The sequence below is a fragment of the Amycolatopsis sp. NPDC114503 genome, assembly GCF_055633655.1.
On the sequence record NZ_JBVKDT010000014.1, the window covers coordinates 209144 to 227521 of the forward strand.

The 18378-nt window shown below is 69.2% G+C and carries 19 protein-coding genes; 9 read left to right on the forward strand and 10 right to left on the reverse strand.

Annotation, left to right across the window (positions count from 1 at the left end; translation table 11 throughout):
• Positions 1-22: 22 nt before the first annotated feature.
• Positions 23-1258: an alpha/beta hydrolase family protein gene (locus ACZ7OI_RS41140; RefSeq protein WP_470269538.1), complete on the reverse strand. Its 1236-nt coding sequence runs from the start codon at positions 1256-1258 to the stop codon at positions 23-25.
• A gap of 50 nt (positions 1259-1308) precedes the next feature.
• Between ACZ7OI_RS41140 and ACZ7OI_RS41145 the strand changes: the two genes are divergently transcribed.
• Together ACZ7OI_RS41145 and ACZ7OI_RS41150 are read left to right on the forward strand one after the other, a co-directional pair.
• Positions 1309-1617: a PadR family transcriptional regulator gene (locus ACZ7OI_RS41145; RefSeq protein WP_470269539.1), complete on the forward strand. Its 309-nt coding sequence runs from the start codon at positions 1309-1311 to the stop codon at positions 1615-1617.
• A complete protein-coding gene (locus ACZ7OI_RS41150) occupies positions 1614-2351 on the forward strand; it encodes a hypothetical protein (protein WP_470269540.1) in 738 nt (245 codons plus the stop codon). The genes ACZ7OI_RS41145 and ACZ7OI_RS41150 overlap by 4 nt, the downstream gene beginning before the upstream one ends.
• 241 nt (positions 2352-2592) lie before the next feature.
• On the opposite strand, the gene ACZ7OI_RS41155 is transcribed toward ACZ7OI_RS41150, so the two are convergent.
• Entirely contained in the window at positions 2593-3519 is a 927-nt protein-coding gene (locus tag ACZ7OI_RS41155) for a helix-turn-helix transcriptional regulator (protein ID WP_470269541.1), read from the reverse strand.
• 102 nt (positions 3520-3621) lie between these two features.
• Here ACZ7OI_RS41155 and ACZ7OI_RS41160 point away from each other — a divergent pair, with 102 nt between their 5' ends.
• The 4 genes from ACZ7OI_RS41160 to ACZ7OI_RS41175 are packed head-to-tail and all read left to right on the forward strand — an operon-like array spanning position 3622 to position 6851.
• Entirely contained in the window at positions 3622-5169 is a 1548-nt protein-coding gene (locus tag ACZ7OI_RS41160; protein ID WP_470269542.1) for an MFS transporter, read from the forward strand.
• Entirely contained in the window at positions 5166-5510 is a 345-nt protein-coding gene (locus ACZ7OI_RS41165; protein WP_470269543.1) for a carboxymuconolactone decarboxylase family protein, read from the forward strand. Before ACZ7OI_RS41160 ends, ACZ7OI_RS41165 begins: the two co-directional genes overlap by 4 nt.
• Positions 5511-5562: 52 nt before the next feature.
• Positions 5563-5997: a cupin domain-containing protein gene (locus ACZ7OI_RS41170; protein ID WP_470269544.1), complete on the forward strand. Its 435-nt coding sequence runs from the start codon at positions 5563-5565 to the stop codon at positions 5995-5997.
• Complete coding sequence (locus ACZ7OI_RS41175; RefSeq protein WP_470269545.1) at positions 5994-6851, forward strand: aldo/keto reductase; 858 nt, start codon at positions 5994-5996, stop codon at positions 6849-6851. Before ACZ7OI_RS41170 ends, ACZ7OI_RS41175 begins: the two co-directional genes overlap by 4 nt.
• Before the next feature lie 273 nt (positions 6852-7124).
• Here ACZ7OI_RS41175 and ACZ7OI_RS41180 read toward each other — a convergent pair whose 3' ends face one another.
• The gene (locus ACZ7OI_RS41180) at positions 7125-8054 is read right to left on the reverse strand and encodes a trypsin-like serine peptidase (RefSeq protein WP_470269546.1); all 930 of its coding nucleotides are present in this window, start codon (positions 8052-8054) and stop codon (positions 7125-7127) included.
• Positions 8055-8259: 205 nt separating this feature from the next.
• On the opposite strand from ACZ7OI_RS41180, the gene ACZ7OI_RS41185 reads away from it, so the two are divergent.
• Together ACZ7OI_RS41185 and ACZ7OI_RS41190 are read left to right on the forward strand one after the other, a co-directional pair.
• Positions 8260-8679 carry a DUF2690 domain-containing protein gene (locus ACZ7OI_RS41185; RefSeq protein WP_470269547.1) on the forward strand — a complete coding sequence of 140 codons (420 nt, stop codon included), beginning with the start codon at positions 8260-8262 and terminating at the stop codon, positions 8677-8679.
• Between the two features lie 437 nt (positions 8680-9116).
• Entirely contained in the window at positions 9117-9605 is a 489-nt protein-coding gene (locus ACZ7OI_RS41190; RefSeq protein WP_470269548.1) for an MFS transporter, read from the forward strand.
• A 117-nt stretch (positions 9606-9722) separates the two neighbouring features.
• On the opposite strand, the gene ACZ7OI_RS41195 is transcribed toward ACZ7OI_RS41190, so the two are convergent.
• Entirely contained in the window at positions 9723-11090 is a 1368-nt protein-coding gene (locus tag ACZ7OI_RS41195; RefSeq protein ID WP_470269549.1) for a sensor histidine kinase, read from the reverse strand.
• Complete coding sequence (locus ACZ7OI_RS41200) at positions 11087-11767, reverse strand: response regulator transcription factor (protein WP_470269550.1); 681 nt, start codon at positions 11765-11767, stop codon at positions 11087-11089. Before ACZ7OI_RS41200 ends, ACZ7OI_RS41195 begins: the two co-directional genes overlap by 4 nt.
• A gap of 232 nt (positions 11768-11999) precedes the next feature.
• Between ACZ7OI_RS41200 and ACZ7OI_RS41205 the strand changes: the two genes are divergently transcribed.
• Entirely contained in the window at positions 12000-12515 is a 516-nt protein-coding gene (locus ACZ7OI_RS41205) for a DUF4232 domain-containing protein (RefSeq protein ID WP_470269551.1), read from the forward strand.
• Positions 12516-12557: 42 nt separating this feature from the next.
• Here ACZ7OI_RS41205 and ACZ7OI_RS41210 read toward each other — a convergent pair whose 3' ends face one another.
• From ACZ7OI_RS41210 to ACZ7OI_RS41230, 5 genes are read right to left on the reverse strand one after another with little or no spacing between them, the layout of a single operon-like run.
• Complete coding sequence (locus ACZ7OI_RS41210; RefSeq protein ID WP_470269552.1) at positions 12558-13241, reverse strand: class II aldolase/adducin family protein; 684 nt, start codon at positions 13239-13241, stop codon at positions 12558-12560.
• Entirely contained in the window at positions 13238-13999 is a 762-nt protein-coding gene (locus tag ACZ7OI_RS41215; protein ID WP_470269553.1) for an SDR family NAD(P)-dependent oxidoreductase, read from the reverse strand. Before ACZ7OI_RS41215 ends, ACZ7OI_RS41210 begins: the two co-directional genes overlap by 4 nt.
• Positions 13996-14280 carry a hypothetical protein gene (locus tag ACZ7OI_RS41220; RefSeq protein WP_470269554.1) on the reverse strand — a complete coding sequence of 95 codons (285 nt, stop codon included), beginning with the start codon at positions 14278-14280 and terminating at the stop codon, positions 13996-13998. Before ACZ7OI_RS41220 ends, ACZ7OI_RS41215 begins: the two co-directional genes overlap by 4 nt.
• Positions 14277-16250 carry a hydantoinase B/oxoprolinase family protein gene (locus ACZ7OI_RS41225; protein WP_470269555.1) on the reverse strand — a complete coding sequence of 658 codons (1974 nt, stop codon included), beginning with the start codon at positions 16248-16250 and terminating at the stop codon, positions 14277-14279. The genes ACZ7OI_RS41220 and ACZ7OI_RS41225 overlap by 4 nt, the downstream gene beginning before the upstream one ends.
• Positions 16250-18361, reverse strand: coding sequence for a hydantoinase/oxoprolinase family protein (locus ACZ7OI_RS41230; RefSeq protein WP_470269556.1), 2112 nt, complete (start codon positions 18359-18361; stop codon positions 16250-16252). The genes ACZ7OI_RS41225 and ACZ7OI_RS41230 overlap by 1 nt, the downstream gene beginning before the upstream one ends.
• Positions 18362-18378: the final 17 nt, after the last annotated feature.

The following is an 18378-nucleotide window of genomic DNA, read 5'->3' on the forward strand; positions in this document are numbered from 1 at the left end:
GCTGGGCGTGAATGCGGTGGGCTCAGGATGCCGTGCGCTGAACGCGGACCTGTGGATACGGCGTGGGGCTGGTCAGCAGCGGTTCGGGTCGTCCCTGGGTTACGTGGTCCGCGAATGCGGCGAGGTAGGCGTTGGCGATGGTGAGCGCTTCGGCGCCCTCGATGGGACCGAGCGGGATCTGGGACCGGATCGGCGCAGCGAGGTAGTAGGTGCCGTAGTCGCTGAAGTTGAAGTGCTGGGCGCCGGCGATTTGGTAGCACCAGGCGCTTCCGGCGCTGGCGGTCAGCAGCGTCCGCGCGGTGTCCTTGCTGGCCTGCTCGCCGGCGTCGGCTGGCTCGCAGGCGCCGGTGATGCAGGAGTTCTCGCCACCGATGAGCATCATCGGCTTGGCGAGACCTCTGTGTGCGACCGTGCCGTACTGGGTGCCGTCGAGATCGGCCGCACCGGCGCAGTGCGGGTCGGCGCGGCACGCTTCCAATGCTGCGGCGCCGCCGAAGGAATGACCGTTATAGACGATCGTGTCAGCGTTGATGTGCCCAGCGAAACGGCCGCTGGTGTTCAGCGTCGCCGCCTGTGCGGCGGCGAATCGGGCGTCCTCCGCCCAGACTGCGACCAGCCGGTCGTCGACGGCCTGGGCTTCGCCCGCGTGCTGGTTCGCGGCGTCGGTCGCCGGGGGCTTGCCTGCTTCTGTCGCGGACACCGTCTGTCCGTTGAGGACGGTGAGGTTCGCGCTGTAGGTGGGAGTGACGCCCGCGACCAGGTAGCCGTGACTAGCGAGGTTTTCCGCGAGCGTGGTGTATTGCGGCGCGGCGAGGCCCATGCCCGGTTCCAGCACGACGACGGGGAACCTGCCCGGCGAAATCGGGACGTCGGCGAACGAGTGGCCGGCGATGTCGGCGAAGCCGGTTTCGCCGAGACTGGCCAGGCCACTCACGTGCAGTCCTGCCCACAGGCCCGGTGCGTAGGGCGCGTGCCGCGCGCCGGGTCCCGGCAAGCCCGGGTACCACAGCCAGACCGACAGCTCCCGCGGCTTGCCCGGTCGCGGGGCGAACGGGTCGGTGCGGGTGTGATCGGTCCATGCGAGAATGCTCCGGCCGACCTGGTAAGGACCGGTCGGAGCAGGCAGCGTGACCGGCTGCGCCGCCCGGATCCCGGCGTAGCCGACGTAACCGCCGATCACGACCACGAGGCCGAGTGCGATCCAAGCAACCCGCCGCGGCCATCGGCGTTTCCGCTTGCCTTCGGTGCCTTCGCCCATGCCTTCGATAGTACGCGACACGTAGCATCGAGTCGCGTACTATCGAAGGCATGCACAGCAACGACGCGCAGATGCTGGTCCTCACCGCGCTCGCGGCTGGTCCGCTGCACGGGTACGCCGTCAACGGCGCGATCGAGAAGTTGACCGGGTCTCGCCTCGGTCCGGGCAGTCTTTACGGCGCGCTATCCCGTCTGGAGGCGCGGCACCTGATCGAACCCGTGGATCGCTCCGGCGCCCGGGACCGGCAGCGCACAGTCCGGATTACGGCGGCCGGGCGGGAGGCCTTGCGCGCGGAACTCGAACAGATGGCCCGGGTCGCGCGGACCGGACTGCGTGCGCTGGGGAGCTCGCCGACATGAACGTGCCCGCGCTGCTGCTGCGGCTCTACCCGCCCGGGATCCGCGACCGGTGGGGGAGCGAGATCGTGCACGAGGTGCGGCTGGCCGGGCCTCGCTCCTGGTTCGACACCGCTGCTGGGGCCGCGAAATTGTGGCTGCACCCCAGCGACTGGCCGGAAACCGCGCGTGGGCAGACCAGCCGTGTCCTGGCCACCGCGTTCGCCGCGATCACCATCGCGGCCACGCTGCTGGTGCGCGCGGCCGGTCCCGCCTCGCTCACCGCGAACCTCGGTCGTCCCGTCACTAGTGCGTGGTTCGCGCTGGTCCTTGCCGGGGTGGCGCTGGCCGCACCGTTGCCGCCGCCGCAGTGGGCCGCGCTCGGGCGCCTGGCGGTTGCGGGCGCTCGCACTCTCCTCGCGTCCGTGCTCGCGTTCGGCTTCCTGTTCGTGCTCGCGCACAGCGGAGTGATCGTCCACCCGGCTGGCATGGTCGACGCCCTGCTGGTTGGCTACTACTGGGCCACCCTCGGCTTCATCGCGATTCGCTTATGCCTGCTCACGGCTCGTGTCGGTCGGATCGCGATACTGCCGAGCACCCGGCGGCTGCGCGTCGCGTTGCTGTTTCTCGGCGCGGGGCTGGCTCTCGCGGCCGTGCAAACGCTCCTGGCGGGCACGCTCGTGCTGTCGTGCGGGTTGGCCGCTCTCACCGCGGCCGTGTTCGCCGCCAGCCTCGACCTGCGCCGTATCGCACAGTGACCCGGAGCTGTGATCGCCAGTCAGGCAAACCGAACTAGCGCCGGACCGCGCCTCCCCGCCGTGTCATATACGACATCGCTCGTGAGCTCACGCTGTTGAGCGTGAGGCTCTGCAAGCCGGACGTTCGAGACGATGACGTTGGCCATGAGAACCGAAGCGCGGACAGGGCCGCGACTTCCGCACCGAGTAGCGCGCCGAGGTTATAGCAGAGCCTGGTGCGCGAAAGTCTGGTCTGCCAGGCTCAGGCGGGCTCGTTGGTGCCCCTTTCTGACAGCGTGCCCGCGTCGCCGTGCTCGGTCGGGGGCTGTGCGAGGCGGGATGACTGTGCTGTTTCGGTGGCGGCCCAGGTGGCGAGCAGGTTGAGGCTGTCGGCCGAGGGGCTGGCGGGTTCGGCGGTGTAGGCGGTGAGGACGAGTCCTGGTGCGGCGACGAGTTCCATGGAGTCGTAGGCGAGTTCGAGGTATCCGACGACGGGGTGGTTGAAGGTTTTGACGCCGCCTCGGTGGGAGCGCACGTCGTGGGCTCCCCAGCGGGTGCGGAACGCCTCGCTGCGGGTGGCGAGTTCGCCGATCAGTTCGGTGAGGGCGGGGTCGTGCGGGGTGCGGCCGGCCTCGGTGCGCAGCAGGGCGACGGCGACGGACAGGGCGCCGTCGTGGTCGGGGTAGTAGTCGGCGGCGCGGGGATCGAGGAAGTCGAACCGGGCGATGTTGCCGCGGTGGGCGGGCTCGTCCAGGACTGGGGAGTACAGGGCTCGGCCCAGGGCGTTGGCGGCCGCGATGTCGAGCCGGCCGGTGCGCACGAAGGCGGCGGTGCCGACCATCGAGTCCAGGATCCGCTGCAAGCTGGCCGGAATTTTCGGCGCGGTCCGCCGTGGCGGTGTGCGGACCGGTTTGGCGGCTCGGGCGAGGTTGAACAAGTGCTGGCGTTCGACGTCGCTCAGTCGCAGGGCGCGGGCGACGGCGTCGAGCACGTCCTCGGACACACCGGCGATGTGGCCTTTCTCCAGCCGCGTGTACCACTCCGGGCTGACGCCGGCCAGGACGGCGACCTCCTCGCGGCGCAGCCCGGGCACGCGGCGCCGCCCGCCCCCGGGCAGTCCGACCTGGTCCGGAGTCAGCTTCGCGCGCCGGGTCAGCAGGAAGTCCCGGATCTCTTCGCGGTTGTCCACGCCGACCACGGTACGTCGCGGGAGCCGCCGCGAGGGGGGTTGAGGTTGTACCCCCGTAACGCGACCTGTCTTGCCTGAGCGAACTGCGGTGCGCTCGTTGGCGTGAACGACTCGTCCAGGTCACCGTCCGTCGGCGCACCGCCCGCTGCCGTGCTGGAGCCGCCGGCGAGCCGCGACCGGCAGGCCGGGGCGGCGCTGGCCGCGGCTGTGTTCGGGTTCTTCGTGGTGACCTTGGACGCGGTGGTGGTGAACGTGACGTTGCCGGCGATCCGTGCTGACCTGGGCGGCGGCGTGGCGGGGCTGCAGTGGGTGGTCGACGGATACACGCTGATCTTCGCCGCGCTGCTGCTGACCGCCGGATCCTTGTCGGACCGCCTGGTGGCCCGACGGGCGTTCAGTTTGGGTCTGGCGGCGTTCGTGCTGGCCTCGGTCGCCGGCGGGTTCGCGCCGGGGCTTGGGGCGCTGGTCGCTGCCCGGTTCGTGCAAGACGCGGCCGCTCCGGCGGTCATGCCGGCGTCGATGGCGCTGCTGCGCGAGGCCTGCCCCGAGGCCCGGGCTCGCGGCCGGGCCGTGGCGGTGTGGGCGATGGGCGGCGCGGTCGCCTCGTCCTGCGGGCCGGTGCTGGGCGGGGCGCTGGCCCTTGCCTTCGGGGTGATCGAGGCGGGAGCCCGCGGCTTCGACGACCCGGTCGTGGTGGCGGCGCTGGCGGCGGCCGTCCTGGCCTTGGCCGGGTTCGTGCTCGCGCAGCGGCGCGCGGCGCATCCGATGGTGCCGCCGGGCCTGTTTCGCTCTCGAACCGTGGTGATCACCGTGGTCAGCGGGTTCGCGTTCATGGTCGGGTACTACGGGCTGCCGTTCGTGGTGAGCCTGTTCCTGCAGCAGGAGCGGGGCCTGACCGCGCTGAGCACGGGGACCGTGTTCCTGCCGATGATGCTGGTCGGGCTGGTCCTGACGCCGTTCTCCGCGCGGCTTGCCGAGCGGTTCGGCCGCAAGACGCTGATCGTGGCGGGGCTGGTGCTCATGACAGCCGGGCTCGCCGCTGTCGCCGTGCTGCCCGCTTCCGCGTCGCTGTGGGCGTTCGCCGCGCTGATGGTCCTGGTCGGGCTCGGCGGACCGACCGTGTCCCCGCCGGCGACCGCGGTGCTGCTTGATGCTGTTCCGCAAGACCAAGCCGGGGGCGCTTCCGGGGTGTTCAACACCAGTCGCCAGATCGGGGGGTGCGCTGGCGGTCGCCGTGTTCGGCGGGTTCCTGGCCCAGCCGGGAGCGTTCGTGCACGGCGCGCACACGAGCCTGTGGATCGCCGCTGGCGTTCTGGCCCTGGCCGCGCTTCTCGCCCTTTTCCTGCCCACCGCGAAGGAGTCCTCATGAACAACGCGACACCGGCATGGCGCGGCAGCGAACTGTCCCGGCTCGGCGACGCCGAGCACCCCGCCGGCGCCATCCGGATCCCGGGCCGCCAGGTCGAGGTCGTCATGGCTGCCGCCGACCCGGGCGTGCGCGAGCAGGCCGACGCCGCCTACCGGACCAAGTACGCCCGCTACGGCACCACCTACCTGCAGCCGATGCTCGCCGACCGGGCCGTGGCCGCCACCCTGCGTCTCGCCCCGCGCGCTGACCATCCATCCGACCGAAAGGAACTCCGCTCATGACCGACAGTCAGAACGACAAGAGCACCGGCTGGACCGGCGCACAGAACGCCTTCGGAGACTTCGCACCCGGAATGGTGCACTACACCGACAAAGTCCTCTTCGACGAAGTATGGGAGCGGGACGGACTGTCCAAACGCGACCGCAGCCTGATCACGATCTCCGCGCTGACCGCGCTCGGGAAACTGGACCAACTGCAGTTCCACCTCGCCTTCGCCCGGCGCAACGGCGTCACCGACGACGAGCTGAAGGAAGCTCTCCTGCACCTCGCGTTCTACTCCGGGTGGCCGAACGGCATGGGAGCGACCACAGTGCTGAAGAACATCGTCGAGAACGACGCCTGAGCGCACGACCGCCCAGACCGCGGAGAACCGCCGACACGAACAAGGAAAAGCCATGACCTCGAACGACTTCGACCAGATCTTCCCGCTCGGCGAGAAGAACGACGCCTACGCGCAGTACTTCACCGGCCAGAGCTACAACGCGTCCCTCGTCTCGGGAAGCGTCCCCGTCAACAACATCTCCTTCGAACCCGGTTGCCGCAACAACTGGCACATCCACCACGGCACCGGAGGCGGCGGCGACCAGATCCTGCTGTGCACGGCAGGCAGCGGCTGGTATCAAGCCGAGGGCGAAGACCCCGTCAGCATGGAGCCCGGCGCCGCGGTCCGCGTCCCGGCCGGCACCAAGCACTGGCACGGCGCGAAGGCCGACTCCTGGTTCTCCCACATCGCCTTCATCACCCCGGGCGAGGGCGTCAGCAACGAATGGCTCGAGCCGGTCACCGACGAGGAATACCGCAAGCTGCGCAAGAACGGAGACAACGCATGACCATCCTGCGCGAAACCTACCCTCTGGCAGGCGGCGTCGAGATCCCCAAGCTCGGCCTGGGCACCTGGTTCATCGACGACGACAAAGCGGCCGACGCGGTGCGCGCCGCGATCGGGATCGGGTACCGCAACATCGACACCGCGCAGGCCTACGGCAACGAACGCGGCGTCGGCGAGGGCATCCGCACCTCCGGCGTGTCTCGCGATGAGCTGTTCGTGTCCACGAAACTGGCGGCGGAAATCAAGGACTACGACAGCGCGGTCGCCGCGATCGACGGATCCCTGGAGAAGCTCGGGCTCGATCAGGTGGATCTGATGCTGATCCACAGCCCGCAACCCTGGGGCGACTTCCGCGGCGGCGACTACGCCGAAGGCAACCGCGAAGCCTGGCGCGCCCTGGAAGAGGCCCACCAAGCCGACAAGATCCGCTCGATCGGGGTGTCGAACTTCTTGCAGGAAGACCTCGAGAACATCCTGTCGACGGCGACTGTCTTCCCGCACGTGAACCAGTTGCTCGTGCACGCCGGCAACACTCCCTCGGACCTCCTGGCCTACTGCCAGAGCAAGCAGATTCTCGTCGAGGCGTACTCGCCCATCGCGCACGGCGCGATCCTGAAAAACGCCGAAATCCAGGCGACGGCGGAGAAATACGGCGTGTCCGTGCCGCAGCTGTGCATCCGCTACACGTTACAGCTGGGCACCGTGTCGCTGCCGAAGACCGCCAACCCCGAGCACATGCGCTCCAACGCCGAGGTCGACTTCGAAATCTCGAGGGAAGACATGGAAGCGCTGAGGAGTCTGCGCGACGTCGACTACGGCGAGCACAGCGTCTTTCCCGTCTACAGCGGCAAATAAGGAACACCTCGCACCTGACAACGTCCGCGGGGAATCCTCGGGGCGTCGCCAGGCGTGCTCCTACGCCCCGCCGGAACCTCAGTTTGGACCCCTGTGACAACTAACTTGACCAACTGGTGACAACTACGGCGTACAACTCATCCGGCCAACACCGGCCTAACGCGCCGCCTGGTCATCGCGCCCGTGCCGACCGGCACGGGCGCACTGCGGCCTGACGCGGCCGAGTTGACTGACGTTCCGGCGGGCAGGTGCTGCGCCGGGTTGTTGTCTGGTTCAGTTCTGGTTGCCGATTTGGTCGAGCATGCTTTTCATCTCGGCGGTGAAGTACGAGCTTTGGATCGTTCCGTTGCTCACCGTCGCGCTCAGGACGCCGTCCACGGTGCCGAGGGTCGTGTTCGGGTCGATGTGGATCAGCCACGGGCCGCCGAGCGCCTTGCCGCCGCCCACCGGCGCGCAGGGCATCTGGATGCGGCCGTCGGGCAGTGCGCTGGTGGTGCCCGCGCAGGTGGAGGTGAATCCCTGCAACGAGTAGCCGAGGGAATTGACGAAGATGTCGTGCGGCCAGTTCCAGGCCAGGCCGTCGCCGCCGACCGCGTCGACCAGTCGTTGGTTGTCCTGGTTGTTCCAGGTGCTCACCATCGCCGTGTCGTAGTTCAGGTTGCCGTTGTCGACCCACGCGTTGAAGGCGATGTACTGCTTGGCCGCGAAACTGCCGTAAGGCTGGCTGCCCTGGAAGGTGTCCGGTACGAAAATCCAGTTCCGCATCCAGTTGTGGCCGGGGCGACTGTAGACGCAGCTAGCACTGGTGATCACCAGGATGCGGGACGGGCTGTTCAGTGCGTTGCCGTCGCAGGTGCGGCCGGTGTTGTCCCACGGGTCGACGTAGAAGATCTTGCCCAGCCGGGACGGCACGGCGTTCGGAGTCAGGTTCGCGAAGCCGCGGAGCGCCGGTGTCGCGCTGTGTGTGCTGCCGGGTTTCCCTTTGGCTGTCGGCGTTCCGCGTTCGCCGGGGTGGATCGCGGCCGGTCGGGCATCGCGCATGCGTTCGGGAGTCCAGTAGTCTCGCACGGCAGCGGCCGCGGACTGCTCGCCGGTGGCCGCCGCGGCCGACGTCGTGAGTGTCTCGGCGGACGCAGCCGCGATGCCGGTCATTGCCAGTACCGCGATCGCTGCGGCTGCCGAAGCGGTTCCCCATTTTTTCACGGACGAGTCCTTCCCCCAGACAGCGCGCGACTCACCGCGCGCTGTGACCGTCGCAAGTCACCGATCGTCGGTGCCTGCCGTCACATCGGCGTCACTCCGGCACGGTGACGCGAACGTGACGGTGCGGGCGGAGCCTGGACGCTGTCGGCCGCGGAGGTGCTTCGCTTCCAGTGGCAGACGGCTTCCATCACATTGAGGGGGAAACATGAAACGTGCCGTTGTCCAAACAGCCATGGCGCTCGGCCTGACCCTGGTTCCGGCGGTTCCGGCCGGCGCGCAGGCAGCGACGTCGTCGATGCCGGTTTTCTGTTCGGCAGAGAGCTGCTACGGCAAAAACCCGATCAGCAGGGGATGCGATCAGGACGCGGTGACCGAGTACACCGCGGGAAATGCACAGGAATGGGTCGAGCTGCGGTTCAGCGGTGCCTGCCTCGCCGCGTGGATCAGACTCCACGGGCAGCCCGGAACCAGCGGTTACGTCCGGAACACCCAGACCAGGCAGATAGGACAGGAGATTCGGGTCGGGAACTCCAGCTACAGTCTCATGGTGAACGACGAGAACGGAATAAAGGCCATCGGCTGCGTCATCATCCGTCAGCGACCGGTATGCACTCCGGCGTTCTGAACGGCTGCCAGGACCGGGCGTCGAGGGCGTGTCGCTCGTCCTTGGCATGGCCGCCACGAGTGACAGCAGCTCACCGGTGAAGTTCCGGTACTGCACGGCCAACGCCAAGGAAGACGCTGCCGCGCAACTCAGATCCCCGGCAGCTGTCGCGAAGGTCGGCCATTGCGGACGCAGCGGGCCATGCGACAGTTCCGGCTCCGGGATCAAACCGACCGCTACTGGCGACTCAACCTTTTCTCGGCCGGGGGACGGAAACTTGCAATCGTGCGACCTTCGACGCCCAAAGCCTGACCTACGCTGAAACTCAGCCGCTGCCGACTGGCTGGCTTGGGCAGAAACTGAACGACAACGTCGGTCTGGCGCAGCCATTCCACTGCTAGCCTGGCCGACCGATTTCCGCGCCGCACGGTGATCGTGGTGACAGACGTCGTCCGCGGGTGCTTGGCCGCGGCGATGGTGATTCCCGGAGTGCCGCTTCCTGCACTCTGGGTCCTGGTCGTCCTGCTCACCTTGGCGGGAGCACCGTTCAAGGGGGCGCAGCTGGCGCGCTGCTCTCGGATGTCCTGCCCGAGCAGACCTTGCAGGCAGGCCTCGGACTGCGACAGATGACCTCACAGATCGCGCAAGTCGCGGGCTTCGGCCTCGGCGGCGTTCTGGTTACGGCGTGGAGCGCGGGTGCCTCGCTGGCGCTGAATGCCGCGACCTTCTTCCTCAGCGCGACGCTGGTGCTGGTCTTCATTCAGCAACGTCGCGCTGCCGTGGCCGAGACGAGCGGTGCCGAGCAAGCCGGACCGGGGAATCTCGACGATCGGATCGTCGCAGTAGCGCTGTCAGCCGGCCGACTGGATTGCTCGTGGTTCCCGAAGGCTTGGCAGCACCGTTCGCGAGCGCGGCTAGTGTGGGGTCCTTCGGCGTCGGATTGCTGACGGCATCGGACCCGACAGGCTATGTCATGGGCGACTGGTGGGCTGCGCGTCGGCAGGTGAACGACGTGCACTCGATGAAGGCGATCGTCCTGCCGGCTGGTCGTCAGATCGCGCGCGTCACCCGTGCGCTTCGGGAAGCTCGACCACGAACCGCGCCCCTCCGCCCGGCCTTGCTTCCGCCCACACACGGCCGTTGTGGCGGTACACGTGGTCCGCGACGATCGCCAGTCCTAACCCCGTCCCCGAATCGGGATCTCGCCGTCCGGCGTGCAACCCCCGGGAGAACCGTTCGAAAATCCGCTCCCGGAGTTCGGCGGGCACCCCCTCTCCGGCGTCGTCGACCTCCAGTCGGACAACGCCGTTGCGTGTGTGGGCGGCCACGCGGATGGCGCCGCCGCCATAACGGGCCGCGTTGTCCAGCAGGTTTGCCAGCACCCGGTCGAGGCGGCGACGGTCGGCGGCTACCAGCAGGGGCTGCGGGGAGAGGTCCAGCTCCGGCCGCGGGGCGGGACTGCTCGCGATCCCGCTTCGGACGAGCGGGCCGAGGTCGACCAGTTCGCGTTCTTCGCCGTTGTCGGCCTGGTCGACGGCCGAGATCTCCAGCAGGTCCAGCACCATGCCGCGGAACCGGTGCAGTTCGGCCAGCAGGAGCTGCAACGCTTTCTGCGCGGGTGGGGGCATGGCGTCGCGGCGGCGTTCGAGCACCTCCGCGACGGTGGTCATCGTGGTGAGTGGCGAGCGCAGTTCGTGGCTGACGTCGGCGGCGAATCGGGCGTCGCGACGGACTCGCTGTTCCAGGGCGTCGGCGGTGGAGTTGAACGTCTCGGCGAGGGGAGCTAGATCCGGACCGGCCTGTTCGGGCAGGCGGGCGCGCATGTCGCCGCGCGCGATGCGGGCGGCGGTTTCGGTGAATGCGGCTAGCGGACGCAGCGCGCGCCGCGCGGCCCAGGCGCCGAGGGCTACGCCGAAGAGGCCGCACGCCAGGGTGCCCGCGACGAGGATCAGGCGCAGGTTGCGGAACGTCCGTTCGAGCCCGAGCAGCGAATGAAGTTCGACGTAGAAGCCGTCCGCGGTGGCGAGATGTTGTGCGACCGCGAGGACCGGGACCCCGTCGGCGGTGAAGCGGTCGTGTGCGGGCGCGCCGGGGCGGGCCCGGGAGAGCAGGCCGGACGGGAGGGCCTCGGGCCGGATCGGGCGTCCGGCGGTGTGCCAGCCGCTGGGCAGGGACACGAGGATCGTCGAATTCGGCCCGGAGGTGAGGCCGGACAGCAACTCGCCGAGACCGTCGGTCTGGGTGCGGACCTCGTTGTCGACCAGCCGCGCGTTGACCCGCGAATGCCGGTCGGCGCTCTGCTGGCGCTGGTTGAGCAGATACCCGGTGGCGAGGTGCCAGGTCGCCGCCGAGAGCACGCTGACCACCACCAGCAGGCCGAGCCCGAACGCCGCGGAAACCCTGCAGCGCAAGGAAAGCCGGGCCCGGTTCACTGCTGGGGCGTGGCGCGGTAGCCGATGCCCCGGACGGTCAGCACGATGCGCGGACAGTCCGGATCCGGCTCGACTTTGCGTCGCAACCGCCTGATGTGCACATCGAGGAGCCGGGTGCCGCCGAAGTAATCGCGGCCCCAGATCCGGTGCAGCAGCTGCTCCCGTGTGACGACCTCGCCCTCGGCTGCGGCCAGCTCGGCCAGCAGCCGGAATTCGGTGCGGGTGAGGCGAATCGGGGAGCCGTCGCGGGAGACGGTCTCGTCGTGCGTGCTCAGCAGCAGATCGCCGACCTGGAGGCAGCACCGCCGGACCGGCGCGGCGCGCCTGAGCAACGCGCGGATCCGGGCCGCCAGCTCACCGGCGACGAGCGGCTTGGTCACGTAGTCGTCCGCACCGGCTTCCAGGCCCGCGATGACGTCCTGGCTGTCGGCGCGAGCGGTGATGATGATGACCGGAAGATCGCCGCGCTCGCGCAGCTCCTTGCACACGGCGAGCCCGTCCATCCCGGGCAGCATCAGGTCGAGCAGGACCACGTCCACGCTCACCGATTCCAGCATCGACAACGCGTCCTCGCCGCACGCGGCCTGCGTCACCATGCAACCCTGGTCAGCGAGAGCGAGCGAAAGCGCTTCGCTGATCAGGGCGTCGTCTTCGACCAGCAAGACTCGCACCGTCATCGGGCCGCCCCTCCGCCGCGGAACATGCTTTAGAAATTGTTCCCTATCGCGGCAAGACCGGAGCCGATGCGGATTCCTTCGCGTCGTGCGGCGGACGGCGGGGTTTTCCGCGGGTTCGGCGCTTGCTGCCAGCAGGCAGTGACCCAAAGAGGGTCCTTGGCTTCTCGAGCGGACGGGCGGTGCGTTGCCACGATGAGGCATCAGCGGAATCTCGGACGACGGGAGAACGACAGTGATCTCGGCCCGGTACCTCGTAATCGGCGGCGTCGTGGCCGCACTCGCCGGCACGGTCATCGCGAACCAGCCAGCTTCCGCGCGGACGGCGTCCTGCCGGACCAGCGGATTGCACGTCGCGCTCGGCCGGGGAGAGGGGGCCGCCGGGCACTACTACGTGCCGATCGTCTTCACCAACTCCGGCCGCGGCGCCTGCGCCTTGGGCGGTCATCCCGGGGTTTCCTACGTCGCGGGCCCGGATCGGCACCAGGTGGGCGACGCGGCGGTCCGGGAGCCCGGGGTGGCGCCGAGGTTGACGTTGGCGCCCGGCCAGTCCGCCATGGCGTGGGTCGATCAGGTCAACGTCGACGTCTACGATCCGGCGAGCTGCGCGCCCCGGCCGGTCTATGGGTTGCGGGTTTATCCGCCGGGCAACACCGAGTCGGCGATCGTGGCGGAGCCCAACGCGCGAGCGTGCGCGAAGCACCTGCCCGGCCAGCGCCCGCTCGCTGTCCGGGCGGTTCAGGAGCGCTGACGGCTGAAGGTGCGCTGCCCGGCCGGACAGCGCACCTTCAGCTCACGGCAACTGCCGCACCAAGTAATCCCACACCGCCCGCACCGCGCGCGGGTGGTAGATATGCTCCCGCTTCGCGTGCGACTCCTCCGGCGGCGACCAACTAGGCCACCCGCCGAACGACTGTGTCAGCAGCTGCTGCTCACACGCCCGCTCCAGCACCACCGCGGCCACCGTCGCGCTCTCGACCGAGTCGCCGACCGCGACAATCCCGTGGTTCACCAGGAAAACCGCCCGCGCATTGCCCAGTTCCGCAGCCAGCGACTTGCCCAATTCGGGCGTCAGGATCAGATCAGCGGTCTCGGTATACCGCGGAACCTCGGGCGGCACGAACAGGTTCGCGGCATGGCTCACCGGCCGCAGCTCCTGTCCCGTCGCGGCGAGGGCGACAGCGTGCGGCGCATGGGTGTGGACCACCGCGTTCACGTCCGGCCGCGCGGCGATGACCTCGGTGTGGATCGGGTATTCGCTGTGCCGCGGACCATCGCCGGAGACGACCTCGCCGTCGGCGTTGACGAGGTGCACCCGCTCCGGCGTGACCTCCTCCATGCCCCATTCCGCGGACTTGATCCACACGCCCCGCCCGTCGGCGTCGCGGCACGAGACGTGGCCCCAGATGAGGTCGCCTTGTCCGGCGGCGGCCAGGATCCGGGACGACAGCGCGACGAGTTCCTGTGGGGTGCTCATCGGTGCACCAGCCCGCCGTTGACGCTGAGGGTCTGGCCGGTCAGGTAGCCCGCGTCGTCGCTGAGCAGGAACGCGGCGAGGCCGGTCATGTCGTCGGCCCCGGCGGGCCGGTGCAGCGATTGGGCTCGCAGCATGGCCTCGCGTTGCTCCGGGGTCACGGTTTCCCGCGCGACTTCGGTGTAGACCGGGCCCGGCGAGAGGGTGTTGACCCGGATTCCGAAATCGCCGAGTTCGCGTGCCATCGAGAACGTCATGCCGTGTACGCCGCCCTTGCTGGCGACGTAATGCAGGTAGCCGGGGCGGCCGAGTTGAACCGCGTCGGAGCCGATGTTGACGACGCTCGCCGACGGCGAAGCCTGCAGCAGCGGCAGCAACGCCGACACCAGCAGCCACGGGCCGCGGAGGTTGACCGCCATCAGACGGTCCCATTCCTCGTCGGTGATCTCCCAGAACGGCTTCATCTTGATGGTGGAGAAGATCGCGGCGTTGTTGATCAACCCGTCGACCCGGCCGTGCGCCTCGGTGAGCTGCGCCGCGAATTCCGCGCAGCTGCTACGGCTGGAGACGTCGAGTGCGTACGCGCTGGCTTTGCCGGGACCATCAAAAGACGCGGCGGTGGTTTGGACACCCTCGAGGTTGAGGTCGGCGAGAACCACGGTCGCGCCTTCGGAGACCAGGCGGCGGGCGTAAGCCGCGCCGATGCCTTGGGCCGCGCCGGTCACGACGACGACCTTTCCGGCGAGTCCGGTGAGGGTCATGTCAGGCTCCAGCTTCGGTAGGAGGGTTCGCCGTCCGGGACGATCTCGGTGGACAGCAGCGTCAGGCAGCCGGGGCAGAACGCTTGGCGCAGCAGGACTTCCCGGTCGACGAACGCGGCGGGGTCGGCGTGGACGCCGGGTCCGGCTTCGGTGGAGGGGCGTGCGTGGCGCAGCGCGTGCGCCATCGGTTCGGCGGTGGTGTCGCCGATTCTGGTCGCGCAATGCCGGCAGACGACCGCTCCGGTCGCGTCGTCCACGCGGAGGTTGAGGTCGAGGTTCATTGGTGCGCTCCTTCCGGCGGCGTGAGCCCGGCGCGCTCGTACCGCAGCCGGTCGCGTTGTGCCGCAGTGGCCGCGAGGTCGGGTTCGCCGTCGGCCAGCACGACGCCGTAGACCTCCGTCGCCGCGAGAGCGGACACCTTGCCGTTGCGGACATCCGCGGCGACGCGTTCGGGCTCGCGGTGCAGCGGGTCGCCGATTCCGCCGCCGCCTTGCCAGTGGGTGAAGTAGACGTCCGCCTCGGCGAGATCGGTTTCCAGGTGCGGCGGGAGGGTGTCCGCCTGGCCGCTCAGGTCGTCGATCGTCTGCGGGATCCGGCCGTTCGCGAGCTGGTCGCGCACGGTGGTGTCGCGGACGAGGACGTCCCATTGCGTGGCGGCGGGATAACCGCCCGAGATGCCGGGAGCTTGCGGTACTGCCTTGCCGTTGGCCGAGACGACGAGGTGCACGCTGCGCGTAGGGGAGTCGTACGGAATGAAGCAGCTCGACGCCCCGACGCCGCCGCGCCACCGGCCCGGTCCGCCGGAATCGACCTCCTCGCGCCGCCACAGGTAGAGCATCGGGAAGCTGAACTCGTTGATCTCGATGTCGGCGATGCGGCCCATCGGGATGCAGTTTTCGCCGCCGGTGTCGACGCCGTCCCCGTCGACCTTCGCGCCGAGCCCGCCGGACATCGCGTCGCACAGCATCGTGGCGAAGCCGCCGCCGCGCTGGTCGACGCCGGCCAGCAGCGTCAGGTCCCAGGTGCCGCAGCAGACGCTCATCGCCGACCGGCTCAGCTCGGCGTGCGTGCTCAGCATCTGCGCGACGGTTTCGGAGACCGCGTTCTGCGTGGACCAGGCCGAGTTGACCGAGGCTTTCCCGATGCCCGCCGGGAAGGTGCAGTTGTTGATCGTCCCGGGTTCGCTGACGATCTCGACGCACCGGTAGATCCCGCCCGGCGACCAGGAGATGTCCGGGCACAGCATGGTCAGCAGGATCGGCAGGATCCCGCCGCGCAAACCGGCGAGCGTGCAGTTGATGATCCCGTCGACCTGCGGGTCGGTGCCGGTGAAGTCGAACGTCAGGGTGTCGTCCTGTTTGGACATCGCGACGACGATCTTGTGGATGTCCCGGTCGCCCGCCCGCGCGCCGTCCTGGTGCGCCACGGCCGACCACGTTCCGTCCGGCAGCGAGCGCAGTTTCGCGCGCAGCTGGGATTCCGCGTCGCCCATCATCTTCTTCATCACGGCCTTGACGGTGTCCGGGCCGTACTTGTCGATGAGCGCTGTCAGCCGGTCCTGCGCGACGTTGTTCGCGCCGATCTTGGCGCGCAGATCCAGCCCGACCAGTCGCGGGACGCGGGATCGCCGCAGGTACATGTCCTCCATGTCAGAGCGCAGCCGGCCGCCTTCGACGATCTTCACCGGCGGGATCGGCAATGCTTCCCAGAAGACGTCGTGGCCCTCGACGGACCAGCTGCCCGGCGACACCCCGCCGAGGTCGACCTGGTGCGCGACCGCGCCGGTCCAGCAGAAGAGCTGGCCGTCGTAGAACAGCGGCGCGAGAACGGTGACGTCGTTCTGGTGCAGGCCGCCGCCGATCCACGGGTCGTTGAGCAAAAACTGGTCGCCCGGCGCGATTCCCGGGTTCTCCGCGCGATGCTCCAGCGTCCAGCGCACCGCCATGTCCAAAGCGGACCCGAGCTGCATGTTGTAGAGCCCGACCTGGACGGTTTCGCCGGTCTCGTCCATGATGCCCGCGCCGAAGTCGTTGCAGTCGGTCACGACGACCGAGCCGGACATCCGCTTGATCGCGTCTCCCATGTCGTCGGTGATGGCGACCAGCCGGTGCCGGACCACCTCGTAGGTCAGCGCGTCGACGTCGTGGGAGCTGACGCGGTGCAGGTTCAGGTCGCCGAAGCGGGCTTCGGGGTCGAGGGGAGCGCCGGACTGGACGAATCGCTCGGATCCGGCGACGGGGATGACGGCCATCAGGAGTGTTCCTTCCGTTCGGGGAAACGGATCACGAGGTTGCCCAGACGGTCCACCGTGGCCTGAGTGCCCGGGGGCAGGGCGACCGTGGTGGTGGGCGCTTCGACGACCGCGGGGCCTTCGATCTCGTGGCCCGCGCCCAGCGCGCGGTAGTCGTAGATCGCGGCGGGCTGCCGTCCGGTGCGCACGTCGAGCAGGACGTCCCGCTCGCCGCTCGTGGCGGGCTCGCCGGACAAGGTGCCGTGCTCGGGCAGTTCCGGCTGGATCTGCAGGATCCCGGTCGCGCGGACGCGGTAGGTGATCAGCTGCAGCCCGGCGTCGGGGAAGCCGGATCCCTTGCCGTACAACGCTTCGTAGCTCGCCTCGAAGTCGCGGCCGAGCTGCTTCACCGACTCGTCGGTCAGCTCGCCGCCTGGCACTGGAGTCGCGACTTCCGCGAGCTGCATGGTGTAGCGGATGTCGGCTTCGCGTTCGTAGCTGATGGCGGAGAAGGTCAAGCCTTGTTCGGCCAACCGGCGTTCGAGTTCGCGTTCCAGGCCGGCGAAAACCTCGTTCGCGGTGTCCGCGGGCACCGGCATCGCACCCGGCTGCGACTGTTCGGCCGTGAGCACGATGTCCGAGGCGGCCAGGCCGTAGGCGGAGAACACCGCGGCGGTGGAACCGAGCGGGACCACGACCTCCTTTACGCCGAGGTCGGCCGAATAGCTCGCGCAGTGCATCGGGCCCGCGCCGCCGAACGCGTAGAGCGTGAAATCGCGAGGGTCCTGGCCGGAGTTGACCACGACCTTGCGCACGAGGTCGGCGGTCTGGGCGTTCTGGATCGCGTAGATCGCCGCCGCCGCGTCCTCGACGGACATGCCGAGCGGCGTCGCGACCACCTTGTCGATGGCGTCGCGGGAAAGCTGGACGTCCAGTTTCTTGCGCCCGCCGAGGAAATTGTCCGGGTTGATGATGCCGAGGACGAGGTCGGCGTCGGTGACCGTCGGCTCCCAGCCGCCCTCGCCGTAACAGGCCGGTCCTGGACGGGCGCCCGCGCTGCGCGGCCCCACGCGGAGGTTGCCGCCCGGGTCGACCCAGGCGATCGCGCCGCCGCCCGCGCCGATGGTGTGCACGTCGACCATCGGCGTGCTGATCGTGTACTGGTTGAGGATCGTGCTCGTCGTGGTCACCGGTTTGCCGTCGACGACCAGCCCGACCAGGAACGTCGTGCCGCCCATGTCGGTGGAGATCACCTTGTGGTGGCCCAGCGAATCGGCCATCCGCGTGCAGCCGACGACGCCGCCGGTGAGCACCGAACCGATGGTGGTGATCGCGTGTGCCGGAGCATCGGCGGCCGTGACGCAGCCGCCGGAGCCCTGCATCACCAGCAGCGCGCCGGTGAGCCCGCGCGCCCGCAGTTCGTCTTCGAGCGGGCGCAGGTAGCTGCCGAGCCGCGGCCCGACCTGGGTGTTCATGATCGTCGTGACGTTGCGCGGGTACTCCCGGATGCGCGGGCTGACCTCGCTGGACAGCGCCACGTACACCTCCGGCGCTTCCTCCTGCACGATCTCGCGCACCCGCTGCTCGTGCGAGGGGTTGCGGAACGACCACAGGAACGAGACGGCGATCGCCTCCGCACCGTCGGAGAGCAGTTCGCGAACCGCGGTCCGGACGCCGCCCTCGTCGAGCGGGACGACGACGCGGCCCTGGTAGTCCACGCGCTCGTCGATCTCGCGGATCCGGTGCCGGGGCACCAAAGACGCGGGCTTCGCGGTGCGCGCCATGTGCTGGATGTCGTCGCTGCCCAGGCCGGCGTAGCGGCCTTCGAGATTCATGATGCTGATCGAGTCCGCGTGCCCGCGGGTGGTGAGGAAGCCGACCTGCGCGACGTCCCCGGTCACCAGCGCGTTCAACGTCGAGGTGGTGCCGTGCACGAGATAGTCGGTGTTCGCGAGAAGTTCGCGGACCGGGATGCCGAGTTCCGCGGCGAGTTCGTCGATAGCGGTGAGGAAGCCGGTCGCGAAATCCGGGGGAGTGGACGGGGTTTTGGCCGCGGCGAGCCGGTTGTGCTGGTCGGCGACGAAGGCGTCGGTGAACGTTCCGCCGGTGTCGATGCCGATGACGTACGCCATGAGGGCCCCTTTGCCTT